At 72.7% G+C, this 24,380-nt stretch carries 21 protein-coding genes; 6 read left to right on the forward strand and 15 right to left on the reverse strand.

Annotation, left to right across the window (positions count from 1 at the left end):
- The first annotated feature begins 89 nt into the window (after positions 1-89).
- Both ACFOVU_RS22380 and ACFOVU_RS22385 read left to right on the forward strand, forming a co-directional pair.
- The gene (locus tag ACFOVU_RS22380) at positions 90-557 is read left to right on the forward strand and encodes a nitroreductase/quinone reductase family protein (RefSeq protein WP_378536721.1); all 468 of its coding nucleotides are present in this window, start codon (positions 90-92) and stop codon (positions 555-557) included.
- A 179-nt stretch (positions 558-736) separates the two neighbouring features.
- The gene (locus ACFOVU_RS22385) at positions 737-1,972 is read left to right on the forward strand and encodes a DUF418 domain-containing protein (RefSeq protein WP_378536723.1); all 1,236 of its coding nucleotides are present in this window, start codon (positions 737-739) and stop codon (positions 1,970-1,972) included.
- Positions 1,973-2,052: 80 nt separating this feature from the next.
- Here ACFOVU_RS22385 and ACFOVU_RS22390 read toward each other — a convergent pair whose 3' ends face one another.
- The 14 genes from ACFOVU_RS22390 to pyrR form a co-directional block, all read right to left on the reverse strand.
- Positions 2,053-3,591, reverse strand: coding sequence for an OFA family MFS transporter (locus ACFOVU_RS22390; RefSeq protein ID WP_378536790.1), 1,539 nt, complete (start codon positions 3,589-3,591; stop codon positions 2,053-2,055).
- Positions 3,592-3,909: 318 nt separating this feature from the next.
- Positions 3,910-5,103, reverse strand: a complete 1,194-nt coding sequence (gene metK / locus ACFOVU_RS22395) for a methionine adenosyltransferase (protein WP_378536724.1) — start codon at positions 5,101-5,103, stop codon at positions 3,910-3,912.
- A gap of 350 nt (positions 5,104-5,453) precedes the next feature.
- Positions 5,454-6,680, reverse strand: a complete 1,227-nt coding sequence (gene coaBC / locus ACFOVU_RS22400) for a bifunctional phosphopantothenoylcysteine decarboxylase/phosphopantothenate--cysteine ligase CoaBC (protein WP_378536726.1) — start codon at positions 6,678-6,680, stop codon at positions 5,454-5,456.
- A gap of 46 nt (positions 6,681-6,726) precedes the next feature.
- A complete protein-coding gene (gene rpoZ / locus ACFOVU_RS22405) occupies positions 6,727-6,993 on the reverse strand; it encodes a DNA-directed RNA polymerase subunit omega (RefSeq protein WP_378536727.1) in 267 nt (88 codons plus the stop codon).
- Between the two features lie 88 nt (positions 6,994-7,081).
- Entirely contained in the window at positions 7,082-7,678 is a 597-nt protein-coding gene (gene gmk / locus ACFOVU_RS22410) for a guanylate kinase (RefSeq protein WP_378536729.1), read from the reverse strand.
- A gap of 357 nt (positions 7,679-8,035) precedes the next feature.
- On the reverse strand, positions 8,036-8,356 hold the full coding sequence (mihF, locus tag ACFOVU_RS22415; protein WP_378536730.1) for an integration host factor, actinobacterial type: 321 nt from the start codon (positions 8,354-8,356) through the stop codon (positions 8,036-8,038).
- Positions 8,357-8,678: 322 nt separating this feature from the next.
- Positions 8,679-9,380, reverse strand: coding sequence for an orotidine-5'-phosphate decarboxylase (pyrF, locus tag ACFOVU_RS22420; protein WP_378536732.1), 702 nt, complete (start codon positions 9,378-9,380; stop codon positions 8,679-8,681).
- 251 nt (positions 9,381-9,631) lie between these two features.
- Positions 9,632-10,579, reverse strand: a complete 948-nt coding sequence (locus ACFOVU_RS22425; RefSeq protein WP_378536733.1) for a dihydroorotate dehydrogenase — start codon at positions 10,577-10,579, stop codon at positions 9,632-9,634.
- Between the two features lie 56 nt (positions 10,580-10,635).
- Entirely contained in the window at positions 10,636-11,532 is an 897-nt protein-coding gene (locus ACFOVU_RS22430; protein ID WP_378536735.1) for a dihydroorotate dehydrogenase electron transfer subunit, read from the reverse strand.
- Between the two features lie 69 nt (positions 11,533-11,601).
- Positions 11,602-14,904, reverse strand: a complete 3,303-nt coding sequence (gene carB, locus ACFOVU_RS22435) for a carbamoyl-phosphate synthase large subunit (protein ID WP_378536736.1) — start codon at positions 14,902-14,904, stop codon at positions 11,602-11,604.
- Between the two features lie 10 nt (positions 14,905-14,914).
- Entirely contained in the window at positions 14,915-16,027 is a 1,113-nt protein-coding gene (carA, locus tag ACFOVU_RS22440; RefSeq protein WP_378536791.1) for a glutamine-hydrolyzing carbamoyl-phosphate synthase small subunit, read from the reverse strand.
- An 89-nt stretch (positions 16,028-16,116) separates the two neighbouring features.
- Positions 16,117-17,409 (reverse strand): dihydroorotase, encoded by a 1,293-nt coding sequence (locus ACFOVU_RS22445; RefSeq protein ID WP_378536738.1) that lies wholly within the window; start codon positions 17,407-17,409, stop codon positions 16,117-16,119.
- A gap of 29 nt (positions 17,410-17,438) precedes the next feature.
- A complete protein-coding gene (locus ACFOVU_RS22450; protein ID WP_378536739.1) occupies positions 17,439-18,365 on the reverse strand; it encodes an aspartate carbamoyltransferase catalytic subunit in 927 nt (308 codons plus the stop codon).
- Positions 18,365-18,979 carry a bifunctional pyr operon transcriptional regulator/uracil phosphoribosyltransferase PyrR gene (gene pyrR / locus ACFOVU_RS22455; protein WP_378536741.1) on the reverse strand — a complete coding sequence of 205 codons (615 nt, stop codon included), beginning with the start codon at positions 18,977-18,979 and terminating at the stop codon, positions 18,365-18,367. The genes ACFOVU_RS22450 and pyrR overlap by 1 nt, the downstream gene beginning before the upstream one ends.
- Positions 18,980-19,530: 551 nt before the next feature.
- Between pyrR and bldD the strand changes: the two genes are divergently transcribed.
- Positions 19,531-20,025 (forward strand): transcriptional regulator BldD, encoded by a 495-nt coding sequence (bldD, locus tag ACFOVU_RS22460; protein ID WP_017591133.1) that lies wholly within the window; start codon positions 19,531-19,533, stop codon positions 20,023-20,025.
- A gap of 283 nt (positions 20,026-20,308) precedes the next feature.
- Complete coding sequence (locus tag ACFOVU_RS22465; RefSeq protein WP_378536742.1) at positions 20,309-20,920, forward strand: GNAT family N-acetyltransferase; 612 nt, start codon at positions 20,309-20,311, stop codon at positions 20,918-20,920.
- Here ACFOVU_RS22465 and metF read toward each other — a convergent pair.
- Positions 20,838-21,791 (reverse strand): methylenetetrahydrofolate reductase [NAD(P)H], encoded by a 954-nt coding sequence (gene metF / locus ACFOVU_RS22470; protein ID WP_378536744.1) that lies wholly within the window; start codon positions 21,789-21,791, stop codon positions 20,838-20,840. The genes ACFOVU_RS22465 and metF overlap by 83 nt on opposite strands.
- A 73-nt stretch (positions 21,792-21,864) precedes the next feature.
- Between metF and ACFOVU_RS22475 the strand changes: the two genes are divergently transcribed.
- Complete coding sequence (locus ACFOVU_RS22475; protein ID WP_378536745.1) at positions 21,865-22,935, forward strand: polyprenyl synthetase family protein; 1,071 nt, start codon at positions 21,865-21,867, stop codon at positions 22,933-22,935.
- A 153-nt stretch (positions 22,936-23,088) separates the two neighbouring features.
- Positions 23,089-24,375, forward strand: coding sequence for a DUF418 domain-containing protein (locus ACFOVU_RS22480; RefSeq protein ID WP_378536747.1), 1,287 nt, complete (start codon positions 23,089-23,091; stop codon positions 24,373-24,375).
- Positions 24,376-24,380 lie beyond the last annotated feature (5 nt).

Below are 24,380 nucleotides of genomic sequence, written 5' to 3' on the forward strand. Positions count from 1 at the left end.
ACACACCCACGCGCCGCGGGCCGTTTCCGGCTCGCGGCGCTAACGGCACAAAGCACAATATGGTGAGGAGCCGAACGAGGGAGATGCCGATGGGCAACGAAGCCACCCACTTCCAGATGACGAAGCTGCGGCGCACCGCCAATGCCGTCCTGGGAGGGTTCATCCGGTACGGGATCGGCCCGTCCCGGGTGCAGCTGCTGACCACGCGCGGACGCAAGTCCGGCTTCCTGCGCACGACCCCGGTCAGCCTGACCGAGACCGAGCAGGGCCGGTTCCTCGTCGCCCCGTACGGCGTGGTGGGCTGGGTGCGCAACATTCGCCGCGACGGCTTCGCCACGTTGCGCCACGGCGGGTGGATCGAGCTCGTCAGCGTCGTCGAGGTCGGCCCGGAGCGCGCGGCCCCGGTGCTGCGCGAGTACGTGCAGGACCCGCGGACGGCGCTGGTGGTCGCCCCCTACTTCGAGGCGTCGCCCGACTCCCCCGTGGAGGAGTTCGAGAAGGAGGCGGCGGCCCACCCCGTCTTCGAGATCGTCCGCAGCACGACCATCCGGATCTGACCCCGGCCGGCGCGGGCGGGGGTCCGCGCCAGGGGCGGCGGGTCCGCCGGCCTACATCCAAAGCCGTACGCGGAAATCGGCTGCGCGCAGGACGCGCGCCCGTGCCCGGTGCGGCCACCCTGAGACCGTCCGCGGCGCCACAGTGGCCGCCGCACCGGCCGATCAGGGGGCAGTTCACCATGGACCCGACCGCGACCCGCTCAGCAGAGTCCCCGCCCGGGCGGCCGGACGGCGGAGGCGGGCGGCGGCTGCCCCTCCTCGACGTCCTGCGCGGGACGGCCATCCTGGGCACCCTGGGCACCAACGTGTGGATCTTCGCGGCGCCGGGCGCGGAGGCCGGCCTGCTGTTCGACGGGGCCGCGATCGCGCCGGCCGCCGCCGCGCTGGCCGACCCCTCGCTGGGGACGGTGCTGGAGGCGGCCGTCCGCTTCGCGGCCAACGGCAAGTTCCTGGCGATGCTCACCCTGCTCTTCGGGGTCGGCCTGGCCATCCAGTACCGGTCGGCCACGCAGCGCGGCCGCGCGTGGCCCGGCACCTACCCGCGCCGGGCGCTGTTCCTCTTCGCCGAGGGCACCGTCCACTTCACCCTGGTCTTCGCCTGGGACGTGCTCATGGGCTACGCCGTGACCGCCCTGCTGGTGGCCTGGCTGCTCGCCCGGACCGAACGCGCGCGGCGCATCGCCCTGTGGACGGCCGCCGTCGTGCACACCGTGCTCATCGCGCTGATCACCGGGGCGCAGTTCCTGGTCGTCGGGCTCGGCACCGGCACCGGTGGCGCGAGCGGCCCGCCGGCCGACGTCGTCGGCCTCTACGCCGAGGGCGGCTACCTCGCCCAGATCGCGTTCCGGCTGAACCACCTGGCGTTGCTGAGGATCGAGCCGGTCCTCTCCTTCGCGCTGATGGTGGTCCTGTTCCTGGTCGGCGTCCGGCTGTTCCGCGCCGGCGCATTCGGCGGCGACGAGGCCGCGCGGCGCATCCGGGCGCGGCTGATGGCATGGGGGCTGGGCCTCGGGCTCCCGCTCAACCTCGCGACGACGCTGGCCGGGGACGCGTTCTTCTTCGCCGACCGCTACCTGGCCGCGCCCCTTCTCGCGGTGGGGTTCATCGGGCTCATCGGCTGGGCGATGGACCGCGTGCGGCGCCCGGGCGCGCTGATCACCGGCCTGTCGTCGCTGGGCCGCACGGCCCTGAGCGGCTACGTGCTCCAGAACGTGCTGTGCATGCTCGCGTGCTACGGGTTCGGCCTGGGCCTGGCGTCGCGGCTGGCCGGGACGGGCCCGTGGTGGGTGCTCGGCCTGTGGGCGGCCGTCTGCCTGGTGCTGCTGACGGCGTCGACGCTGTGGCTGCGCCGTTTCCGGCACGGCCCGCTGGAGGCCGTGCAGAAGTGGACGCTGGCCCGGTTCCCGGAACGCTGAGCGCCCGCCGGCCCCCGGATCACTGAGCGCCCCGGTACACGGCGGACGGGGGTGCGACGCGCCGCGCCCCCGTCCGCGTCTCATCCGGTGAACAGCCGGGAGGCGGTGAGCGCGACGCGGATGACCGCGTAGCCCAGCAGCAGCGCCACCACGGCCCACGACAGCACCAGCCACGGAACGCGCCGGGCGCCCGCGACGAGGGCCGCCGGCCCGGCCGCCGGCTCCGCGGGGCCGGTGCCGGCTCCGGCCGGGGGCGTGTCGGGCTCGGGTTCGTGGAAGCGCGCCGCGACCGGGCGGATCGCGAGGTTGGCGGCGAAGCCGACCGCCAGGATCGCCACCATGGTGAACAGCGGGGCCTGGTAGGCGCTCTGGGTGAGGGTGCCCGGCTCGCCCTCGGCGTCGAGGAACCCGTTGACGATGAGCGGCCCGGCGATCCCCGCCGCCGACCACGCGGTGAGCAGCCGGCCGTGGATGGCGCCCACCTGGTAGGTGCCGAACAGGTCGCGCAGGTAGGCCGGGACGGTCGCGAAGCCGCCGCCGTAGAACGACAGGATGATGCAGGCCAGGCCCACGAACAGCACCGTGGAGGCGCCGCCGACCGTCGCCAGCAGCGTGTAGCAGACCGCCCCCGCGCCCAGGTAGATGATGTAGACGGGCTTGCGGCCGATGCGGTCGGAGGCCGTCGACCAGCCGAACCTGCCGGCCATGTTGAACAGTGAGAGCATGCCGACGAACCCGCCGGCGGCGACCGCGGTCACCGCGGTCTGCGAGCCGTCGCGGAAGAAGTCCTGGATGAGCGGGCTGGCGTGTTCGAGAAGGCCGATGCCCGCGGTGACGTTGCTGAAGAGCACCACCCACAGCAGCCAGAACTGCGGGGTGCGGATGGCCGTGGCGGCCGACACGCTCGCGGTGGTGATCATCGGGGCGCGGCGCACGGTGTCGGGGTCGAACCCGGCGGGCCGCCACCCCTCCGGGGGCACGCGGATGAGCAGCACGCCCATGGTCATCAGCACCAGGTAGCCCAGGCCCAGCGTGACGAAGAGCCCGACCAGCGCCCCGCCGGAGGCGACCGACCCGGCCACGGCGGAGTCGTAGGAGGGGTCGTAGAACCCCATGAGCTGGTCGGAGACCGGGGTGGCGACCAGGGCGCCGCCGCCGAAGCCCATGATCGCCATGCCGGTGGCGAGCCCGGGGCGGTCGGGGAACCACTTGATCAGGGTGGAGACCGGGGAGATGTAGCCGATGCCCAGGCCGATCCCGCCGATCACCCCGTAGCCGAGGTAGAGCAGCCACAGCTGCCCCGTGGCGATCCCCAGGGCGCCGACGAGGAAGCCCGTGCTCCAGCACACGGCGGAGACGAGCATCGCCTTGCGCGGGCCGTTGCGCTCCACCCAGGTGCCGCCCACCGCGGCCGACAGGCCGAGCATCACGATGGCGATGGAGAAGATGATGCCGATCTCCGTCTGGCCCACGTCGAAGTGGGCCACGAGGGAGTTCTTGTAGACGCTGGTGGCGTAGGCCTGCCCGATGGACAGGTGCACGGCCAGCGCAGCGGGCGGGATGAGCCAGCGGTTGTATCCCCACGACGCGACGGAGCGCTCGCGGTCCAGTACGGCCAGCGCGGACAAGAGGTCTCCTCTCCCCTCGGCCACCGCCGGACGACCACGTTCGGACATACCGTATGCAGTAGCCACGCGACAGCATGCCATGAGACGCACGCCACTGTGAAGGTCGCGCTCCAGCACTTTCGCGGCACAGGAGGACGCGGTTCCCGCCGCTGGCCGGGAACGGCCGCCAGCGTACCGCGAAGATCACCGCGGGGACCGGCATAGTGACGAAAAGTGATCAGCGGCGCGGCGCCGACGGGAGACACCACAACGGCCGTGCCCCCACGGGGACACGGCCGTTGTCCGGGCAGCGGCCGGGGCGGACCCCGGTCAGGCGCCCACCGCGGACTTCAGGGCCTGGGCGCGGTCGGTCTGCTCCCAGGTGAACTCGGGCTCCTCGCGGCCGAAGTGGCCGTAGGCGGCCGTGCCCGAGTAGATCGGGCGCAGCAGCTGGAGGTCGCGCACGATCGCGGCCGGGCGGAGGTCGAAGACCTCCAGGACGGCCTTCTCGATGACGTCGGGGGCCACCTGCTCGGTGCCGAAGGTCTCGATGAACACCCCGACCGGGTGGGCCTTGCCGATGGCGTAGGCGACCTGCACCTCGGCGCGGTCGGCCAGCCCGGCGGCGACGATGTTCTTGGCGACCCAGCGCGTGGCGTAGGCGGCGGAGCGGTCGACCTTGGAGGGGTCCTTGCCCGAGAAGGCGCCGCCGCCGTGGCGGGCGTAGCCGCCGTAGGTGTCGACGATGATCTTGCGGCCGGTGAGCCCGGCGTCGCCCATCGGCCCGCCGATCTCGAAGCGGCCGGTGGGGTTGACGAGCAGCCGGTAGCCGTCGGCGTCGAGGCCGTAGCTGGCCACGACCGGCTCGATCACGTGCTCCTTGATGTCGGGGGTCAGCAGCTCGTTGAGGTCGATGTCGGGGGCGTGCTGGCTGGAGACGACGACGGTGTCGAGCCGCACCGGGACCTGGCCGTCGTACTCGACGGTGACCTGGGTCTTGCCGTCGGGGCGCAGGTAGGGCACGGTGCCGTCGCGGCGGACCGCCGACAGCCGCTGCGACAGCGCGTGGGCGAGCTTGATGGGCAGCGGCATCAGCTCGGGGGTCTCGCGGTTGGCGTAGCCGAACATCAGGCCCTGGTCGCCGGCGCCCTGGCGGTCGAGGTCGTCGCCCTCGTTCTCGACGCGCGCCTCGTAGGCGGTGTCGACGCCCTGGGCGATGTCGGGCGACTGGGAGCCGATGGAGACCGACACCCCGCAGGAGGCGCCGTCGAAGCCCTTGGCGGAGGAGTCGTAGCCGATGGCCAGGATCTTTTCGCGGATGATGGCGGGGATGTCGACGTAGGTCTGCGTGGTGACCTCACCGGCGACGTGCACCTGTCCGGTGGTGATCAGGGTCTCGACGGCGACCCGGCTGGCCGGGTCGTCCTTGAGCATCGCGTCGAGGATCGCGTCACTGATCTGGTCGGCCATCTTGTCGGGGTGGCCTTCGGTGACCGACTCGGAGGTGAAAAGGCGACGGGACACGTTGAGGGACTCCTTGCAGCGGCTGCTGGCTGACAGTTGTCGGCGCGGCCCGGCCGCCGAGGGGGTATGGGAGGCCCCTGCGGCGAACACCGTCCGACGCGGTTGGTTCTTGCTGTTCCACTGTAGTGGGCTGCCTGCGGCAGCGCCTGAAGAGCGATGGTACGGCCCGTGCGACCCGGGCGTGCCCCGGGCCGTGCCGTGGCGCCGCGCGACCGCGGATGCCCTCTTCAGAACCCCCGCGGGCGCAATGTGACGCACGACACAAGGAAATTTCCGGTGGCGTGCCGATCATGGCCCTGTACTGGGAATTCCGTAGCGTACAGCGAAACCGGGTCGCTGATGGCGCAACACTACCGATCGGTATGGCCGGGCGCCAGGCGTGGCTCGACGAGATCCCAGACACGGTCGGCCAGGTCCTCCTTGGGACCGTTGGGGATCTCCGTCGCCGAGCCGTCGGCGCCGAGCACCATCGCCTGGTTGTCCTCGGTCCCGAACGCCCGGCCGCCGCCCACCTGGTTGACGACCAGCAGGTCGCAGCCCTTGCGCGCGAGCTTGGCGCGGCCGTACTCCAGGACGTGGTCGGTCTCGGCCGCGAACCCCACGACCACCTGGCCCGCGCGGGCGCGCTCGCCGCTGATCTCCAGCAGGATGTCGGGGTTCTCGACCAGCTCGATGGGGGCGGGCCCGGCTCCGGTCTTCTTGATCTTGCCTTCGGCGCTGGACACGGGCCGGAAGTCGGCGACGGCGGCGGCCATCACGATGACGTCGGCCTTGGCCCGCTCGGCGAGCACCGCCTCGCGCAGCTCCTGCGCGGAGCCCACCCGGCGCACGTCGGCGCCCGCGGGATCGGGCAGTCCGACGTTGGCCGACACGAGCACGACCTCGGCGCCGCGCGCCAGGGCGGTGGCCGCGAGCGCGTAGCCCTGGCGGCCCGAGGAGCGGTTGCCGATGAAGCGGACCGGGTCGATGGGCTCGCGGGTGCCGCCGGCGGAGATCAGCACCCGGCGTCCGGCCAGGCCGGAGGGGGCGCCGCCGTGCGCCAGGACGCGCCGGGCGGCGGCGAAGAGGAGATCGGGGTCGGGGAGCCGGCCGGGGCCGGTGTCGGCCCCCGTGAGCCGGCCCACGGCCGGGTCGAGCACGATCGCCCCCCGCGAGCGCAGGGTGGCGACGTTGGCGCGGGTGGCCGGGTGCTCCCACATCTCGGTGTGCATCGCCGGGGCGAAGACCACCGGACATCGCGCGGTGAGCAGCGTGTTGGTGAGCAGGTCGTCGGCGATCCCGTGCGCCGCCTTGGCGAGCAGGTCGGCGGTGGCCGGGGCGACGAACACGAGGTCGGCCCGCTGGCCGATGCGCACGTGCGGGACCTCGTGGACCCGGTCCCACACGCCGGTGGCGACCGGCCGACCGGACAGGGCCGCCCACGTGGGCTCGCCCACGAAGCGCAGGGCGTCGGCGGTCGGGACGACCTGGACGCGGTGCCCGGACTCGGTGAAGCGGCGGAGCAGCTCGCAGACCTTGTAGGCGGCGATGCCCGCGCCGACTCCCAGCACGACCTCGGTCGGGTGGTCAGTGTTCACGAAACGGACTCTAGCCAACGGGCGCCGCGCGCCCGCGGACCGCCCCTCAGGAACCCTCGTAGGGCTCCGCGGTCAGCAGCCCGGACTTGACCTCGCGCAGCGCGATGGACAGCGCCTTCTCCTGCACCTGGGTCTCGACGAGCGGGCCCACGTATTCGAGCAGGCCCTCGCCCAGCTGGGCGTAGTAGGCGTTGATCTGCCGGGCGCGCTTGGAGGCCATGGTGACCAGGCTGTACTTGCTGTCGACGCACTCGAGGAGGTCGTCGATGGGCGGGTTGGTGATGCCTTCGGCGACGGGCCTGGTGCCAGCCACGTGCGTCCCCCTGGTCGGTCGTGGCCCCTGCGGGCCTGCGGGATGGTTGTCGGCGCTTAGAAGCATATGCGACGGGGCGCGCCGGGCCTCACACCTGCGGTGCGCGGACCAACGCTAGCAGTTCGTCCCGTACGTCCTGCACGGATGTGTTGACGAGCGTGGTGTCGAACTCCTTCTCGGCGGCGAGTTCGACGCGGGCGGCGTCCAGGCGCCGCTGGATGACGTCGGGGGCCTCGGTGCCGCGGCCGGTGAGGCGGCGCACCAGCTCCTCCCACGAGGGCGGGGCCAGGAAGACGAGCAGGGCCCCGGGCATGTTCTCGCGCACTTGGCGCGCGCCCTGGAGGTCGATCTCCAGCAGCACGGGCCGCCCGGTTTTCAGGCGCTCCTCGACCGGGCGCCGGGGGGTGCCGTAGCGGTTGCCGGCGAACTCGGCCCATTCGAGGAGCTCGCCCTCGGCGATCAGCCGGTCGAACCCGGGGTCGTCGGTGAAGTGGTACTCGACGCCGTCTGTCTCGCCGGGGCGCGGCGGGCGGGTGGTCGCCGAGACCGACAGCCACACCTCGGGGTGGTGGTCGCGGATCTCCCTGACGACCGTGCTCTTGCCCACGCCCGAGGGGCCGGACAGGACGATGAGCCGTGTGGCCGGGCCGACGGGGTCGGCTCCGGTGCCGGAGGCGGTGGTCACGTGCGGATCAGACTCTCGGGAGCGCGGGACGGGCGGATGTCCCGGGGCGGCGGGGCCGGGGGCGCTCGCGGGGCGCCGCCTGCGCGGTGCCGTGCCCGGGATGGTCGGTCATTTATACCACCGAGCCGCGGTACGACCGGTGGTCCGCCCCGCGTGGGGTTCGCACCGGCCGCACCGCGGCCGTGTGTCCGCACTGTCGCCGGCCGGCCGCGTGCGCGGCCCGCCGGGACGTCTGGTCGCGGCGGCCGGGGTCCGGCCCCGGGCGCCTGATGGGGCGCCGGGGGCCGGGGGTCCGCCGCCTGCGGCGGTCACCGCCTCAAATGGGGGAGACGGCGCCGCCGGTGCCGGCCGTGCCGGCTATTCGCCGCCGCCGAACTCGCGCTCCAGGGCCGCGCGCTGGTTGGCGCCCAGGCCCCGGACACGGCGGGACTCGGCGATGTTCAGCCGCTCCATGATCTGCTTGGCGCGGACCTTGCCGACGCCGGGGAGCGATTCGAGCAGAGCCGAGACCTTCATCTTGCCGATGACGTCGTCGGCCTGACCGTCGGCGAGCACCTCGGAGAGGGACACGCCACCGTGCTTCAGCCGGTTCTTGACTTCCGCGCGCTCTTTTCTGGCCTTGGCGGCTTTCTCCAGAGCCGCGGCGCGCTGTTCAGGTGTGAGGGGAGGAAGGGCCACGCCGGGTCACCTCGGTTTTCTCTCGTATGTAGAGGGCGGACGCCTGCGCAAGTTAGTAGGTTCCGACCCTGTTCGGCAACGCAAAGTGGCCTTTCAAACGCTATTTCATCCAACTAATTACGCTCTGTCACAACCTGATTGCGGAGAGGTGGCAAATTCAGGACGTTGGACCCTGTTGAACGCACTCCGGCGCCGACCGCAAAAGAGCACATCGCGCGGGCCGCGCAGGTCATCACGGTCGTCCTTTGCCGAATTTAGGGTCGTCACTTTCTGACACCTTTATTAGTCCGAAATCGGTCACTTCAGGCGAGGAAAACGGCGCTCAGGCCGACGCCGACTCCGCCCGGCGCAGCGCCGCCGCGATGGAGGCCGCCGCCGCGCCGGGGTCGGCCGCGCGGGTGATCGGCCGACCGATCACGAGCAGATCGGCGCCCGCCGCGAGCGCCTCCTCGGGCGTGGCGACGCGCGCCTGGTCGCCCTTGTCGGCGCCCGCCGGGCGCACGCCGGGCGTGATGAGGGTGATGCCGGGGCCGACCTCGGCGCGCAGCGACGCGGCCTCCTGCGGCGAGCAGACGAGCGCCTTGGCGCCGGCCTCGACCGCCAGGACCGCCAGGCGCCGGGTGGCGTCCAGGGACGGCCCGCGCAGCCCCACGCGCTCCAGGGCGGCGTCGTCGAGGGACGTGAGCACCGTGACCGCCGCGATGGCGGTGTCGGGGGCGGCCTCGACCGCGGCCGCGATCATGTCGCGCCCGCCGGCGGCGTGCACGGTGAGGATCGACGGCTTGAGCCGGGCGATGTTGCGCGCGGCCCCGGCGACGGTGGCCGGGATGTCGTGCAGCTTGAGGTCGAGGAAGACGGAGACCTTGGTGCCGCCGCGCAGCGTGGCGACCACTTCGGGGCCGTAGCGGAGGTACAGCTCCAGCCCCACCTTGACGGTGCTGACGTGGGGCGCGACCGCCGACGCCCAGCGGGCGGCGGTCTCGATGTCGGGTGCGTCGATGGCGACGGCGATGGGCGCGGCCACGATCGGTCTCCTTACGTGTGACGTGTCGATGTGATGAGCGGGCATGTCCGTGCCGCCGGAGGGGCGGCGCGTACATGATCGGCATGGACACACTGCAACCTGCGATTCCCCCTTGCGGCCGGTTCATGCATGTGGCGGCACGATGTCTCCCCGCGGCCCTCAGCCGCACGCAGCGGCGCGTTCGGGGTGCGGGGCGGGACCGGGGCGCCGTGGAGCCACCGGTCCGTCACAGGCCGTCTGAGCGCGCCGGTTCAGTATCGCCCCAGCGCAGCCCCCATGGGGCGGTGCGCGGCACCGATCAGGTCGCCGACCGAGGCGCCGCGCTCGACGAGGAGCTCCTCCAGCTCCCGCAGGATGCGCACGCACGCCGAGGGGTCGGAGAAGTTCACGGTGCCCACGGCGACCGCCGAGGCGCCGGCGGCCAGGAACTCCAGGACGTCGGCGCCGGTGCGCACGCCGCCCATCCCGATGATGGGCACCTCGGGCAGCGCCGCGTGCACCTCGTAGACGCACCCCACGGCGATCGGCCGGATCGCCGGGCCCGACACCCCGCCCATGCCCCCGGCGACCGCCGGGCGCAGCGTGCGGGGGTCGATGGCCATGCCCCGCATGCTGTTGATCATGGACAGGCCGTCGGCGCGCGCCTCCACGCACGCCTCCGCCAGGCCGACCAGGTCGGGCACGTCGGCGGCGAGCTTGGCGAAGACGGGGATGTCGGAGCGGGCGTGGGAACGCACCGCGTGCACGATGGCCGCCGCGCCCGCCGGGTCGTCGGTGAAGTGCCGGCCCTGGGCGGCGGGGTCGGGACAGGAGAGGTTGACCTCGATCATCCGCACCCCGGGCACCGCCGAGAGGCGCCGGGCCAGCTCGGCGTACTCGGCGGCGCCGCTCCCTGCGACCGAGGCGACCGCCTGGCCGCCGCGCGACAGCAGCCAGGGCAGGTCGCGCTCCAGGAAGACCTCAACACCGGGCCCCTGGAGGCCGATCGCGCTGAGCATCCCGCTGGGGGTCTCGGCCATGCGCGGAGCGGGCCACCCGGCCCGGGGTTCGAGCATGACCGATTTGGTGATCACGGCGCCGATGCGGTTGATGTCGAAGAACTGCGCCAGCTCGCGGCCGGTCCCGGCGCACCCCGCAGCGGTCATGATCGGGTTGTCCAGCTCAACATGGCTGAGCCGGGTCCGCAGGTTGGGCGTCATCGGGGCAGGCCTTCCATCCTCATCGAGCAGCACACCAGCACCCAGCACAGCACCGCTCAGCCGGCCTCGCGGTCGGCGATGCCGTCCTTGTCGGCGCGCGCCTTCCAGCCGGGCGCGCCGAGGGCGTCGAAGGGGATCGTGCCGACGTCGTCGAAGCGCACCCGCTCGCCGCGGAAGACCGGACCGTCGACGCAGGAGCGCACCATGCGGGTGATGCCGTCGTCGCCCACGACCGGGATCACGCAGCTCATGCAGATCCCGGTGCCGCAGGCCATGGTCTCCTCCACCGACACCTGCACCGGGATGCCGTGGGCGGCGGCCACGGCGGTGACCTCGCGCAGCATCGGCATCGGCCCGCAGGCGTAGACGACGTCGGAGCGGGCGTCCTCGATCACCCCGCCCAGCGCGTCGGTGACCCGCCCGCGCACCCCGAACGAGCCGTCGTCGGTGGTGAACGTGGCGGTCTCGGCGACCCGGCGGGCGGTGATGGCGCTGAAGACGCGGTCGGCCGAGGCCGCGCCCAGGACGAAGTCGACCCGGCAGCCGCGCCGGCGCAGCGCCTGCGCCAGCGGGAACAGCGGGGCGCTGCCGGAGCCGCCCCCGGCCAGGACGCAGTTGACGGGGTCGCGGGGCAGCGGGAAGGGCCGGCCCAGGGGGCCCACCAGGTCGAGCAGGTCGCGCGAGCGGCGCTCGGACAGCCAGGTGGTCCCGGGGCCGCGCACGGAGAACAGGAACTCCACCGTGCCGCCGTAGTCGGGCTTGACGTCGTGGATGGCGAAGGGGCGCCGCAGCAGCATGCCGGAGTGCTCCCCGCCGACCGACACCGACACGAACTGGCCCGACCGGAACCGCTCGGCGATGCCCGGCGCGACGACCGTGATGGCGTAGTACGCGTCCACGCGGCGCACGGTCAGCACGGGGCTCCGCATCTGCACCGGCCCGAAATCACTCACCCGCGGGTCCCGCCTCGATCACGTCGTACGTCGGGCNNNCCCCCCGCCGCGGCATGCATGGTCGCGCGCTCAGAGCGCCGCGCCGCGCAGGGCCGCGGCGTGCTCCTGGAGGGAGCGCACGCCGATGTCGCCGCGGACCAGGGACTCGATGCCCTGGACCGCCGCGGCCAGCCCCTGCACGGTCGTCACGCTGGGCACGCCGCGCACCACGGCCGCGGTGCGGATCTCATAGCCGTCCAGCCGCGGTCCGGCCTGGCCGGCGCTGCCGAACGGCGTGTTGACGATCAGGTCCACCTCGCCGTCGTGGATCAGTTGCACGATAGTCGGTTCGCCGTCGGGACCGGGCCCGTCGCTGAGTTTGCGCACGACCCTTGCGGCCACTCCGTTGCGCCGCAATACCCAGGCGGTGCCCTCGGTGGCCAGGATCTCGAAGCCCAGGTCGGCCAGGCGCTTGACCGGGAAGACCATGGTGCGCTTGTCGCGGTTGGCGACCGAAACGAACACCGACCCCGATGTCGGCAGGGACCCGAAGGCCGCCAGCTGGGACTTGGCGTAGGCGGCGCCGAACGCTGAGTCCAGCCCCATGACCTCGCCGGTGGAGCGCATCTCGGGGCCCAGCACGGTGTCGACGCCCTCGCCCTTGCGGTCGATGAAGCGGTTGAACGGCAGCACCGCCTCCTTGACCGAGACGGGGGCGTCCATCGGCAGCGTGCCGCCGTCGCCTTCGGCGGGCAGCAGTCCTTCGGCGCGCAGCTCGCTGATGCCGGTGCCCAGCATCACGCGGGCGGCCGCCTTGGCCAGCGGGACCGCCGTGGCCTTGGAGACGAACGGCACGGTGCGCGAGGCGCGCGGGTTGGCCTCCAGGACGTAGAGGACCCCGGAGGCGAGCGCGTACTGCACGTTGAGCAGCCCGCGCACGCCGGTGCCGCGGGCGATGCCCTCGGTGGAGTACCGGATGCGCTCGAAGTCCTCGTTGCCGAGCGTGATGGCGGGCAGGGCGCACGCGGAGTCGCCGGAGTGGATGCCGGCCTCCTCGATGTGCTCCATGATGCCGCCGAGGTAGAGCTCGGTGCCGTCGTAGATGGCGTCGACGTCGATCTCGATGGCGTCGTCGAGGAAGCGGTCGATGAGCACCGGGTGCTCGGGGCTGACCTCGGCGTTGCGCTCGATGTAGCCGGCGAGCATGGCGTCGTTGTAGACGATCTCCATGCCGCGCCCGCCCAGCACGTAGGAGGGGCGCACCATGACCGGGTAGCCGATCTCGTCGGCGACCCGCTTGGCCTCGGCGAAGGAGTACGCGGTCCCGTGCTTGGGCGCGGGCAGCCCGGCGTCGGCCAGGACCTTGCCGAACTCGCCGCGGTCCTCGGCGAGGTCGATGGCCTCGGGGCTGGTGCCCACGATGGGCACGCCGGCCTCCTTGAGGCGGCGGGCCAGCCCGAGCGGGGTCTGCCCGCCCAGCTGGACGATCACCCCGGCCAGGGGCCCGCTCTGCTGCTCGGCGCGGACCACCTCCAGCACGTCCTCCAGGGTGAGCGGCTCGAAGTAGAGCCGGTCGCTGGTGTCGTAGTCGGTGGAGACGGTCTCGGGGTTGCAGTTGACCATGACGGTCTCGTAGCCGGCCTCCGACAGCGCGAAGGAGGCGTGCACGCAGCTGTAGTCGAACTCCACGCCCTGGCCGATGCGGTTGGGGCCCGAGCCGAGGATGAGCACCTTGGGGCGGGTGCCCTGCGGGACCTCGGTCTCCTCGTCGTAGCTGGAGTACAGGTAGGGCGTGCGGGCGGCGAACTCCGCGGCGCAGGTGTCGACGGTCAGGTACACCGGGTGGATGTCCAGCGTGTCGCGCAGGGCGCGCACGGCGTCCTCGCTGCGGCCGGTGATCTCGCCGATCTGGACGTCGGAGAAGCCCAGGCGCTTGGCCGACCGCAGCAGCTCGGCGGTGGGCTCCGGCGCCGCGGCCAGGCGGCGCGCGGTCTCCTCCAGCAGCAGCAGCTGGTCGAGGAACCACGGGTCGATCCGGGTGGCGTCGTGCAGCTCGCGCACGGTCGCCCCGGCGCGCAGGGCCTGCTGGACCAGGCGCAGCCGGGTCTCGGTGGGCACGGCGGCGGCGCGCAGCAGCTCGTCCTTGGCCCCGGGCTCGCCGGCCCAGGTGAACCCGACGCCCTTCTTCTCCAGCGAGCGCATGGCCTTCTGGAGGGCCTCGGCGAAGGAGCGGCCGATGGCCATGGCCTCGCCCACCGACTTCATGGTGGTGGTCAGGCCGGGGTCGGCGCCGGGGAACTTCTCGAAGGCGAACCGCGGGACCTTCACCACCACGTAGTCGAGGCTCGGCTCGAAACTGGCGGGGGTCTCGGCGGTGATGTCGTTGGGGATCTCGTCGAGGGTGTAGCCCACGGCCAGCTTGGCGGCGATCTTGGCGATGGGGAACCCGGTGGCCTTGGAGGCCAGGGCGGAGGAGCGCGAGACCCGGGGGTTCATCTCGATGACGATGATGCGCCCGGTCTCGGGGTGCACGGCGAACTGGATGTTGCAGCCGCCGGTGTCGACCCCGACGGCGCGGATGACCGCGATGCCGATGTCGCGCATGCGCTGGTACTCGCGGTCGGTCAGGGTCATGGCGGGGGCGACGGTGATGGAGTCGCCGGTGTGCACGCCCATGGGGTCGAGGTTCTCGATGGAGCAGACGACGACCACGTTGTCGTGGGCGTCGCGCATCAGCTCGAGCTCGTACTCCTTCCAGCCGAGGATGGACTCCTCCAGGAGCACCTCGGTGGTGGGCGAGAGCGCGAGCCCCTGGCCGGCGATGCGGCGCAGCTCGGTCGCGTCGTGGGCGAAGCCGGAGCCGGCGCCGCCCATGGTGAAGGAGGGGCGCACCACCACGGGGTAGTGCAGCTCCTCGGCGGCGGCCAGGCACTCCTCCAGGGTGTGGCAGATGCGGGAGCGGGCGGATTCGCCGCCGATGCGCTCGACGATGCCCTTGAAGGTCTCGCGGTCCTCGCCGGACTGGATGGCGTCGATGTTGGCGCCGATGAGCTCGACGTTGTACTTGGCCAGCACCCCGGACTCGTGCAGGGCCACCGCGGTGTTGAGCGCGGTCTGCCCGCCCAGGGTGGGCAGCAGGGCGTCGGGGCGCTCCTTGGCGATGATCTTCTCGACCATGTCCGGCGTGATCGGCTCGACGTAGGTGGCGTCGGCGATCTCGGGGTCGGTCATGATCGTGGCCGGGTTGGAGTTGACCAGGATGACCCGCAGGCCCTCGGCCTTGAGGACGCGGCACGCCTGGGTCCCGGAATAGTCGAACTCCGCCGCCTGCCCGATCACGATCGGCCCGGAGCCGACCACGAGCACGGAGGTCAGGTCACTTCTGCGCGGCATGTCGGGTCCTCTACGGCTGGCTGGCGGGCTGGGCGGACATCAGGTCGACGAACGCGTCGAACAGCTCGGCGGCGTCGTGCGGGCCCGCGGCGGCCTCGGGGTGGTACTGGACGCTGAACGCCGGCCGGTCCAGCAGCCGCAGCCCTTCGACGACGTCGTCGTTGAGGTCGACGTGGCTGACCTCGGCGCGGCCGTAGGGGGTGTCGAACGGGCCGTCGAGCGGCGCGTCGACCGCGAAGCCGTGGTTGTGGCTGGTGATGTGGACCCGGCGGGTGTGGACGTCGCGCACGGGCTGGTTGACGCCGCGGTGGCCGAACCGCAGCTTGTAGGTGCCCAGGCCCAGTGCGCGGCCCAGGATCTGGTTGCCGAAGCAGATGCCGAACAGCGGGGTGCGGGAGTCGAGCACGCCGCGCACGGCGGCGACCGGGCCGTCGGCGGTGGCGGGGTCGCCGGGGCCGTTGCTGAAGAACACGCCGTCGGGGCCGGTGGCGAGGATGTCCTCGGCGGTGGCGGCGGCGGGCAGGACGGTGACCTCGCAGCCCCGCTCGGCGAGGCGCTGGGGCGTCATGGCCTTGATGCCCAGGTCGACGGCTGCCACGCGGAAGCGGGTGGCGACGCCCTCGGGCGGGCGCACGGTGTAGGGCTCGGTGGTGGCGACCTCGGCGCTGAGGTCGGCGCCGGCCATCGGGGGGCTGGCGAGCACGCGCTCCAGGAGGGCCTGCGGGTCGGTCTCGGTGGTGCTGACGGCGGCGCGCATGGCGCCGCGGTCGCGCAGGTGGCGGGTGAGGGCGCGGGTGCCGGCGATGGCGATGCCCACCACGCCCTGGCGGCGCAGCTCCTCGTCGAGGGTGCGCTTGGCACGCCAGTTGGAGGGGATGCGGGCGGGCTCGCGCACGACGTAGCCGGCCACCCAGATCCGCCCGGACTCGGGGTCGTCGTCGTTGACGCCGGTGTTGCCGATGTGGGGGGCGGTCATGGCCACGATCTGGCGGTGGTAGGACGGGTCGGTGAGGGTCTCCTGGTAGCCGGTCATGCCGGTGTTGAAGACGATCTCGCCGAAGGTCTCGCCCGGCGCGCCGAACGACGTGCCGTGGAAGACGCGGCCGTCCTCCAGCACGAGCATGGCGCTTGTCTGCACGTGTGTCTCCTCTTGCGCGGGGCTTGCGGTGGCGGTGGCGGCCCGGCCGCCGGTCTCCGGGCTCTGGGCCGCGGTCACTGGATCTTCCCGTCGCGGACCGTGGGGACGCCGCGCAGGAAGGTGGCGACCACCCGTCCGGGCAGGCGCATCCCCCGGTAGGGGGTGTTGGCGCTCTTGGAGGCCATCGCCGCCGGGTCGATGTCGCGGGCGGCGGCCGCGTCGTACAGGGTAACGTTCGCGGGCTCGCCGGGGGCGAGCGGGCGGCCCTGACCGGCGAGTCTGCCGATGCGGGCGGGCGTGGCCGACATGCGCTCGGCGACCCCGGCCCAGTCGAGCAGGCCGGTGTCGACCATGGTGTGCTGGACCACCGAGAGCGCGGTCTCCAGGCCGGTCATGCCCATGGCGGCCGTGGACCACTCGGTCTCCTTGGCCTCGATCGGGTGCGGGGCGTGGTCGGTGGCCACGCAGTCGATCGTGCCGTCGGCGAGCCCCTCGCGCAGCGCCCGGACGTCCTCGGCGGTGCGCAGGGGCGGGTTGACCTTGTAGACGGGGTCGTAGCCCTCGGCGAGGTCGTCGGTGAGCAGCAGGTGGTGCGGGGTGACCTCGGCGGTGACGTCGCAGCCGCGGCTCTTGGCCCAGCGCAGGATCTGCACCGAGCCCTTGGTGGAGACGTGGCAGACGTGCAGCCGCGACCCCACGTGCTCGGTGAGCAGGCAGTCGCGGGCGATGATGGCCTCCTCGGCCACCGCGGGCCACCCGGCCAGGCCGAGCCGGTCGGAGACGACGCCCTCGTTCATCTGGGCGCCCTCGGTGAGCCGGGGCTCCTGGGCGTGCTGGGCGACGACGCCGCCGAAGGCCTTGACGTACTCCAGCGCCCGGCGCATGAGCAGCGGGTCGGAGACGCACATGCCGTCGTCGGAGAACACGCGGACGGCGGCCACGGAGTCGGCCATGGCGCCGAGCTCGGCGAGCTGGCCGCCGGCCAGGCCCCGGGTGACCGCGCCCACGGGCTGCACGTCGCAGTACCCGGCCTCGCGGCCCAGCCGCCAGACCTGCTCGACGACGCCGGCGGTGTCGGCGACGGGGTCGGTGTTGGCCATGGCGTGCACGGCGGTGTAGCCGCCCATGGCGGCGGCGCGGGCGCCGGTGGCCACGGTCTCGGCGTCCTCGCGGCCCGGCTCGCGCAGGTGGGTGTGCAGGTCCACCAGGCCGGGCAGGGCGACGAGCCCGGAGGCGTCGGTGACCTCGGCGTCAGGTGCGTCGAGCCCGGTGCCGACGGCGGCGATGACGCCGTCGCGGATCAGGATGTCGGCCGGGTCGCCGCCCGCGACGCGCGCGCCGCGGATCAGGTGACTGGTCTCGGTCATGTCGTGCTTTCTCCCTATGTTCCCGGCCCTCAGGCGCCGATCGCGGACTCGGACCCGCCCAGCAGCAGGTAGAGCACGGCCATGCGCACGCTGACACCGTTGGCGACCTGCTCGGTGATGGTGGAGCGCGGCGAGTCGGCGACTTCGGCGGAGATCTCCATCCCCCGGACCATCGGGCCGGGGTGCATGACGACGGCGTCGTCGCTCAGCCGCGCGAAGCGGTCGCGGTCGAGCCCGTAGCGGCGGCTGTACTCGCGCGCGGTGGGGAAGAAGGCGTCCTTCATCCGCTCGGCCTGCACGCGCAGCATCATGACGACGTCGCTCTTGGGCAGGGTCTCGTCGAGGTCGTAGGAGATGGCGCAGGGCCAGGTGTGGACCGACACCGGCATCAGGGTGGGCGGGGCGACCAAGGTGGTCTCGGCGCCCAGGGTGTTGAGCAGCAGGACGTTGGACCTGGCCACCCGGCTGTGCAGGACGTCGCCGACGATGGCCACGCGCAGGCCGTCGAGCCGGCCCATGCGCTCGCGCATGGTGAAGGCGTCCAGCAGCGCCTGGGTGGGGTGCTCGTGGGTGCCGTCGCCGGCGTTGAGCACGGCGCCGTCGACCCAGCGCGCGAGCCGGTGCGCGGCGCCGGAGGCCCCGTGGCGGATGACGACGCCGTCGGCCCCCATGGCCTGGAGGGTCAGCGCGGTGTCCTTGAGGCTCTCGCCCTTGGAGACGCTGGAGCCCTTGGCGGAGAAGTTGATGACGTCGGCCGAGAGGCGCTTGGCGGCGAGCTCGAAGGAGGTGCGGGTGCGCGTGGAGTCCTCGTAGAAGAGGTTGACGACGGTGCGCCCGCGCAGGGTCGGCAGCTTCTTCACCGAGCGCCCGCTGATCTGGGCGAGTTCGGCGGCGGTGTCGAGGACCAGGGTGGCTTCGTCGCGGCTGAGGTCGCCGGCGGAGAGCAGGTGGCGCATCAGTGGTCCCCCTCCTGTCCCTGTTCCTTTTCACCCGGGCGGGGCTTGGCCGGGCCGATCAGCACGGCGTCGCGCCCGTCGAGCTCGTCGAGCAGGACGGCGACGTTCTCGCGCAGGGAGGTGGGCAGGTTCTTGCCGACGTAGTCGGCGCGGATGGGCAGCCGCCGGTGGCCGCGGTCGACCAGGGTGGCGAGCTGGACCGCGCGGGGCCGGCCGAGGTCGTTGAGGGCGTCGAGGGCGGCGCGGACGCTGCGGCCGGAGAAGAGGACGTCGTCGACGAGCACGACGGTGCGGCCGTCGATGCCTTCGGGCGGGATCTCGGTGCGCCCGAGCGCGCGGGCGGGGGCCAGGTGCAGATCGTCGCGGTACATGGTGATGTCGAGGGAGCCCCACGGAACCGCGCGGTCCTCGACGCGCTCGATGCGCTCGGCGAGGCGGCGGGCGAGCGGGACGCCGCGGGTGGGGATGCCGAGCAGGGTGACGTCGTGGGCGCCCTTGGTGCGCTCGAGCACCTCGTGGGCGATCCGGGTGAGCGCCCGGTGGATCTCCGGGCCTTCGAGGACGGCGCGCTGAGTGTCGGTGAGATCGCGCGCGGACGGATCCTCGGCATGCACATCACGTTCCGCGCGTTTTTGCGCACACACAGTGATGACCCCCTTCCCTGCCTCGCTGAGCAGGTCGTTAAAGGATGTCGAACGGCCTCACGCTACCAGCGCCATCCCACCGGGCCCGCCGGGCCGCCGAGTGAAACTCGGCGAAAATATGACGATGATCACGCTACCTGGCGTTGACACGGGCGCTTCGAGTGGGATTCGAGCGGCTCCCAATCCGCCGCCTTCACCCGCGAAGAACGCGAAAGTGCTTGCGCTGCCGGGCTTTGCGGTAGGCGCCCGACTGCGTTTGGTACCCATCTCTACCGAAATGAGAGACCCCTCACTTACGCACGGTTTGGCCACTGATTAGTCGCGTTTCCGCCCAACGGCTTGACCTGGCAACCGAACAGCCTTACCGTCACTGTCCGTAACCAATCTGGGTGGGACCGCTCCGTGTCCACCCCTCGCGAATCGGTGCACAGCACATTTTCCGGGGGCTTGGTCACTACCGAGCGAACTCGGGGCCCACTGCCCACACCAGCCACCATCACGGCCGGGGAGCGACGAAGAAGATGCCATCCGAATACGCGAAGTCCCTCGGCGCGCGGCTGCGCGCCATCCGCACCCAGCAGGGCCTGTCCCTGCACGGGGTGGAGGAGAAGTCCCACGGCCGCTGGAAGGCCGTCGTCGTGGGCTCCTACGAGCGCGGCGACCGCGCGGTCACCGTGCAGAAGCTCGCCGAGCTCGCGGACTTCTACGGTGTCCCGATGTCGGAGCTGCTGCCGGGCGGCGCGGCGCCGACCCCGCTGGGCCCCACACCCAAGCTCGTCATCGACCTTGAGCGCATGCAGCAGCTGCCTCAGGAGAAGGCCGGGCCGCTCGCGCGCTACGTTGCCACCATTCAGAGCCAGCGCGGCGACTACAACGGCCGCGTGCTGTCGATCCGCCAGGAGGACCTGCGCTCGCTCGCGGTGATCTACGACCGCTCGCCCGGCGACCTCACCGAGGAGCTGATCAACTGGGGGGTCCTCGACCCCGAGGCGCGCCGCGCCGTCGACGCGTTCTAGGAGCGCCGCGCACATCTTCGTCACCGCCCCCATGCCCCAGGGGCACACATGCCGCAATGCAGGTGGCCGCCCACCCCGCGCAGGGTGGGCGGCCACCTGTGTGTTTTCACCCGGGCGCGCCCGGGCGGATGCGCGCACGATGAAACGGCCGGGCAAGGGGCTTCCCCTCCCCCACCCGGCCGTTCATGCTCGAACATCAGTTCGAACAATCTCAGTTAACCTCACGCAATGGCTTTCGTCAAGAAGGGGCGGGCACCCCGGCGGCGTCGTCTAGTGTGGCGCTGTGCAGACCGATGCCGAGCTGTGGGAGCCGACCGCCCCCGCCTTCGTCCACGCGCTCCCCGCGCTGCTGGACGTCTACTCCGCGGCCATGTCCCCGCCCCCCGACCAGCTCGCCGGGCGCCGCTCGATCATGGAGCACCACGCCCTCCACACCGGCTTCCGCGCCGTGGTGGCGCTCGCCCCCGGCGGCGCGGCGGCCCTCGGGTTCGCCTACGGGTTCCACGGCCACAGCGGGCAGTGGTGGCACGACGTCGTCACCGCTGAGGTGCGCTCGCGCGACCCCGCCGCCGAGCGGCGCTGGTTCGCCGACGCCTTCGAGATCGCCGAGCTGCACGTGCACCCCGCCGACCAGGGCCGCGGCCTCGGGCGCACGCTCCTGGAACGCCTCACGGCGCCGCGCACCGAGGCCACCGCCGTGCTGTCGACCCACACCGGGCCCACCGTGGCCCGCCGGCTCTACGCCTCGTGCGGGTTCACCGAGGTGCTGCCGGAGTTCCGGTTCCCCGGCAGCACGGACCGGCCCTTCGCGATCATGGCCGCCCCGCTGCCATTGCGGGCAGGCGGTCGGCGGCGATCCGCTGGTAGATCTCGCGCGTGGCTGTGGACTGGTTGAACGTGATGAAGTGGATCCCGGGGGCGCCTTCCTGGAGCAGCCGCTCGCACATCCGCGTGGCCTGCTCGATCCCCAGCCGCCGCACGGCGTCGGGGTCGTCGCCCGCCTTCGCGAACTCCGCCGCCAGGTGGCGCGGGAACGGGGCGCCCGACAGCTGCTCGGAGCGCTCGATCGTGGCCAGCTTCACCACCGGCATGATCTCGGGGATGATCGGCACGTCGCACCCCTTGGCCGCGACCCGGTCGCGCAGCCGCAGGTAGTCCTCGGCGTCGAAGAACATCTGGGTGATCGCGTAGTCGGCGCCGGCGCGGCACTTGCGCACGAAGTACTCGACGTCGGAGTCGACGTCGGGCGAGCGGGGGTGCTTGTAGGGGAACGCCGCCACGCCCACGCAGAAGTCGCCGCTCTCCTTGAGCAGCCGGACGAGCTCGTCGGCGTACTCCAGGCCCTCGGGGTGGCGGACCCACTCCCCCAGCGGGTCGCCCGGGGGGTCGCCGCGCAGCGCCAGCACGTTGGTGACACCGACATCGGCGAACCGGCCGATGAGGTGGCGCAGCTCGCGCACCGAGTGGTCGACCGCGGTCATGTGCGCCACCGGCAGCAGGGTGGTGTCGGTGGCCATGCGCTCGGTGATCTCGACCGTGCGGTCGCGGGTGCCGCCGCCCGCACCGTAGGTGACGGAGACGAAAGAGGGCTGGAGCGCCTCGATCTCGCGGATGACCCGCCAGAGCCTGCGCTGTCCTTGGTCGGTCTTGGGTGGGAAGAACTCGAAGGAGAACGTCGGTTCGCCGGCGGCGAGCAGATCGCGGATGCGGCGGGGCCGCGCGGCGGAGTGACGCGCCGGACCGGAGCGTGTCGTAGACCCAAGCATGCCCACCACCTTAGGCGACGGTCCCGGCCCGGCGGCGGCGGGCGGCCGCCGGGAAGCGGATAGCCTGCTCTGCATGACCTCCACTCACGCCACACCCGTCTCCTTCGTGCGCGGGGCCGTCGACGCCGAGCTCACCGCGTTCACCGGGGAGCGCAGGGCCGATCTCCTGGAGATCGGCCCGGAACTGGCTCCCGCCATGGAGGCCTTGGAGGCCATGCTCACCGGCGGCAAGCGGCTGCGCCCCGCCTTCTGCTACTGGGGGTGGAGGGGCGCGGGCGGCGCCGACGTGCCCGGGATCTACACCGCCGCCGCCTCTCTCGAATTCCTCCAGGCGTGCGCGCTGATCCACGACGACGTCATCGACAACAGCGATACCCGGCGCGGCCTGCCGGCCACCCACAAGCGCCTCGAAGGGCTGCACGAGAGATCGAGCTGGTCGGGCGGTGGCGCGGCGTTCGGCCAGGGGGCGGCCATCCTCATCGGCGACCTCTGCCTGGCCTGGAGCGACCAGATGTACGCGGCCAGCGAGCTGCCGCTGAAGGCGCTGCACGACGGCCGCGGCCCGTTCGACAAGATGCGCACCGAGGTCATGGCCGGGCAGTACCTCGACATGCTCGAACAGGTGCGCGGCGCCGAGAGCGTCGGGGCGTCGCTGCGCGTCATGCACTACAAGTCCGCCAAGTACACCGTCGAGCGCCCGCTGCACCTGGGCGCCGCCCTGGCCGGCCGCGCCGACGACCTCGCCCCGGTCTACACCGCCTACGGCCTGCCGCTGGGCATCGCCTTCCAGCTGCGCGACGACGTGCTGGGGGTCTTCGGCGACCCCGGCCAGACCGGCAAGCCCGCGGGCGACGACCTGCGCGAGGGCAAGCGCACGCTGATCGTCGCCGAGACCCTGGAGCGCGCCCCGGCGGCCGACTCCGCCCGCTTCCGGCGCCTGCTGGGCGACCCCGGGCTCACCGCCGACGACGTCGAATGGATGCGCGGTGTCACCACCGAGTGCGGGGCGCTCGCGGCCTGCGAGAGCCGCATCGACGACTACGTCGGCCAGGCCACCGACGCCCTGGACAGCGAGCTGATCGATGAAGCGGCCCGCGGCTCCCTCGCCGACCTCATCGTCGCCGCGACCGCCCGCAAGCACTGATCCGCCCCCGGACGCCTCACCAGTCATGGCGGATGAGGCCCGGTCCACCAGGGGGAGGAACCAGGTTCCTCCCACCAGCCGATGCCCGTGGCGCCCGTCGTCCGCCACGCTGGGAGAAACCTCCGCTGAACGGACCGCACAGGAGCCCTCCGCATGCATCCCACCCGGTCACCGCACCGAGGTCCCGTCCGAGCCGCGGAGCGGGCGCTCGCGCCCGATCTCGCGCGCGGCTTCATGCTGTTGCTGATCGCCCTGGCGAACACCCCGTACTACCTGTGGGCGACCGACCGGCCGGCGATGAGCCCGCACCCTGGCGGCGGATCGGCGCTGGACACGGCGGTGCAGGCCGCCCTGACGGTGGCCGTCGACGGCCGCATCTACCCAATGTTCGCCTTCCTCTTCGGCTACGGCATCATGCGCACCTTCGACCGCCAGGTCGAGGCCGGCGCCGATGCCCGGGGCGCCGCGGCGCTGGTGCGCCGCCGCCACCTCTGGATGCTCGTGTTCGGGTTCGTCCACGCGGCGCTGCTGTGGATGGGCGACATCCTGGGCGCCTACGGCGTGGCCGGGCTGGTGCTGTGCGGCCTGTTCCTGCGCCGCAGCGAGCGCACGATCCGCATCTGGGCGGTGATCCTCACCGCGCTGGTGGCGGCCATCGCCGCGCTCTCGGCGGCCGTGGCCGTCCTCGCCTCGCAGAGCCCGGGCGGCGGCGCGGGGGCCGTTGACGACGGCATGGCCGGATACTTCTTCGCCTCATTCAGCGAGCCGGGCATCCTGAGCGCGGCCCTGGACCGGCTGATGGTGTGGCCGCTGCTCGTCGTCGCCCAGGGCCTCGGCTTCGTCGTGCCGGCGGCGATCCTGCTCGGCATGGCGGCGGGCCGGCGCCGGATGCTGGAGGTCCCCGGGCATTACCTGCGCACCTTCGGCTGGACCGCCGTCCTGGGGATCTCCGCGGCCTGGGTGGCGGCGCTCCCCGAGGCGCTGCACCTGGCCGGGCTGATGGACCTGACCGCCCCCGCCCTGGACGCGTGGTCCGGGGCGCGGTCCTTCGGCGGCCTGTTCGGCGGGCTGGGCTACGTCGCCGTCTTCGGGATCATCGGCCACCTCCTGGGCCGCCGGGAACGCCAGGGCACGGTCGTGGTCGCGGTCACCGCGGTCGGCAAGCGGTCCATGAGCAGCTACCTCGCGCAGTCCGTGATCTGCTCCCCGGTACTCGCAGCCTGGGGCCTGGGGTTCGGCGCCGCCCTGCACAGCGCCTCGATGGCGCTGTTCGCGCTCGGCGTGTGGCTGGTCACCGTGGCCGGCGCCTACGCCCTCGAACGCACCGGGCGGCGCGGGCCCGCCGAGGTGCTGCTGCGCCGGCTCACCTACCGCACCCCCGAACCCGCCGCGCCTGCACCCGCACCCGCGCAGGCCGGCGCGCAGGACGTGACGCGCTGATAGGC

Origin of the sequence: Nocardiopsis sediminis, assembly GCF_042650565.1 — a bacterium.
Classification (GTDB): Bacteria; Actinomycetota; Actinomycetes; order Streptosporangiales; family Streptosporangiaceae; genus Nocardiopsis_B; species Nocardiopsis_B sediminis.

What these genes read in the sequence shown, in the direction of transcription:
- ACFOVU_RS22475 (WP_378536745.1), top strand. Translation starts at nt 21,865, where the DNA reads ATGACCTCCACTCACGCCACACCCGTCTCCTTCGTGCGCGGGGCCGTC.
- bldD (WP_017591133.1), top strand. Translation starts at nt 19,531, where the DNA reads ATGCCATCCGAATACGCGAAGTCCCTCGGCGCGCGGCTGCGCGCCATC.
- carA (WP_378536791.1), bottom strand. Translation starts at nt 16,027, where the DNA reads ATGCTCGTGCTGGAGGACGGCCGCGTCTTCCACGGCACGTCGTTCGGC.
- ACFOVU_RS22445 (WP_378536738.1), bottom strand. Translation starts at nt 17,409, where the DNA reads ATGACCGAGACCAGTCACCTGATCCGCGGCGCGCGCGTCGCGGGCGGC.
- metF (WP_378536744.1), bottom strand. Translation starts at nt 21,791, where the DNA reads ATGCTTGGGTCTACGACACGCTCCGGTCCGGCGCGTCACTCCGCCGCG.
- ACFOVU_RS22480 (WP_378536747.1), top strand. Translation starts at nt 23,089, where the DNA reads ATGCATCCCACCCGGTCACCGCACCGAGGTCCCGTCCGAGCCGCGGAG.
- ACFOVU_RS22385 (WP_378536723.1), top strand. Translation starts at nt 737, where the DNA reads ATGGACCCGACCGCGACCCGCTCAGCAGAGTCCCCGCCCGGGCGGCCG.
- ACFOVU_RS22425 (WP_378536733.1), bottom strand. Translation starts at nt 10,579, where the DNA reads ATGACGCCCAACCTGCGGACCCGGCTCAGCCATGTTGAGCTGGACAAC.
- ACFOVU_RS22450 (WP_378536739.1), bottom strand. Translation starts at nt 18,365, where the DNA reads ATGCGCCACCTGCTCTCCGCCGGCGACCTCAGCCGCGACGAAGCCACC.
- ACFOVU_RS22380 (WP_378536721.1), top strand. Translation starts at nt 90, where the DNA reads ATGGGCAACGAAGCCACCCACTTCCAGATGACGAAGCTGCGGCGCACC.
- carB (WP_378536736.1), bottom strand. Translation starts at nt 14,904, where the DNA reads ATGCCGCGCAGAAGTGACCTGACCTCCGTGCTCGTGGTCGGCTCCGGG.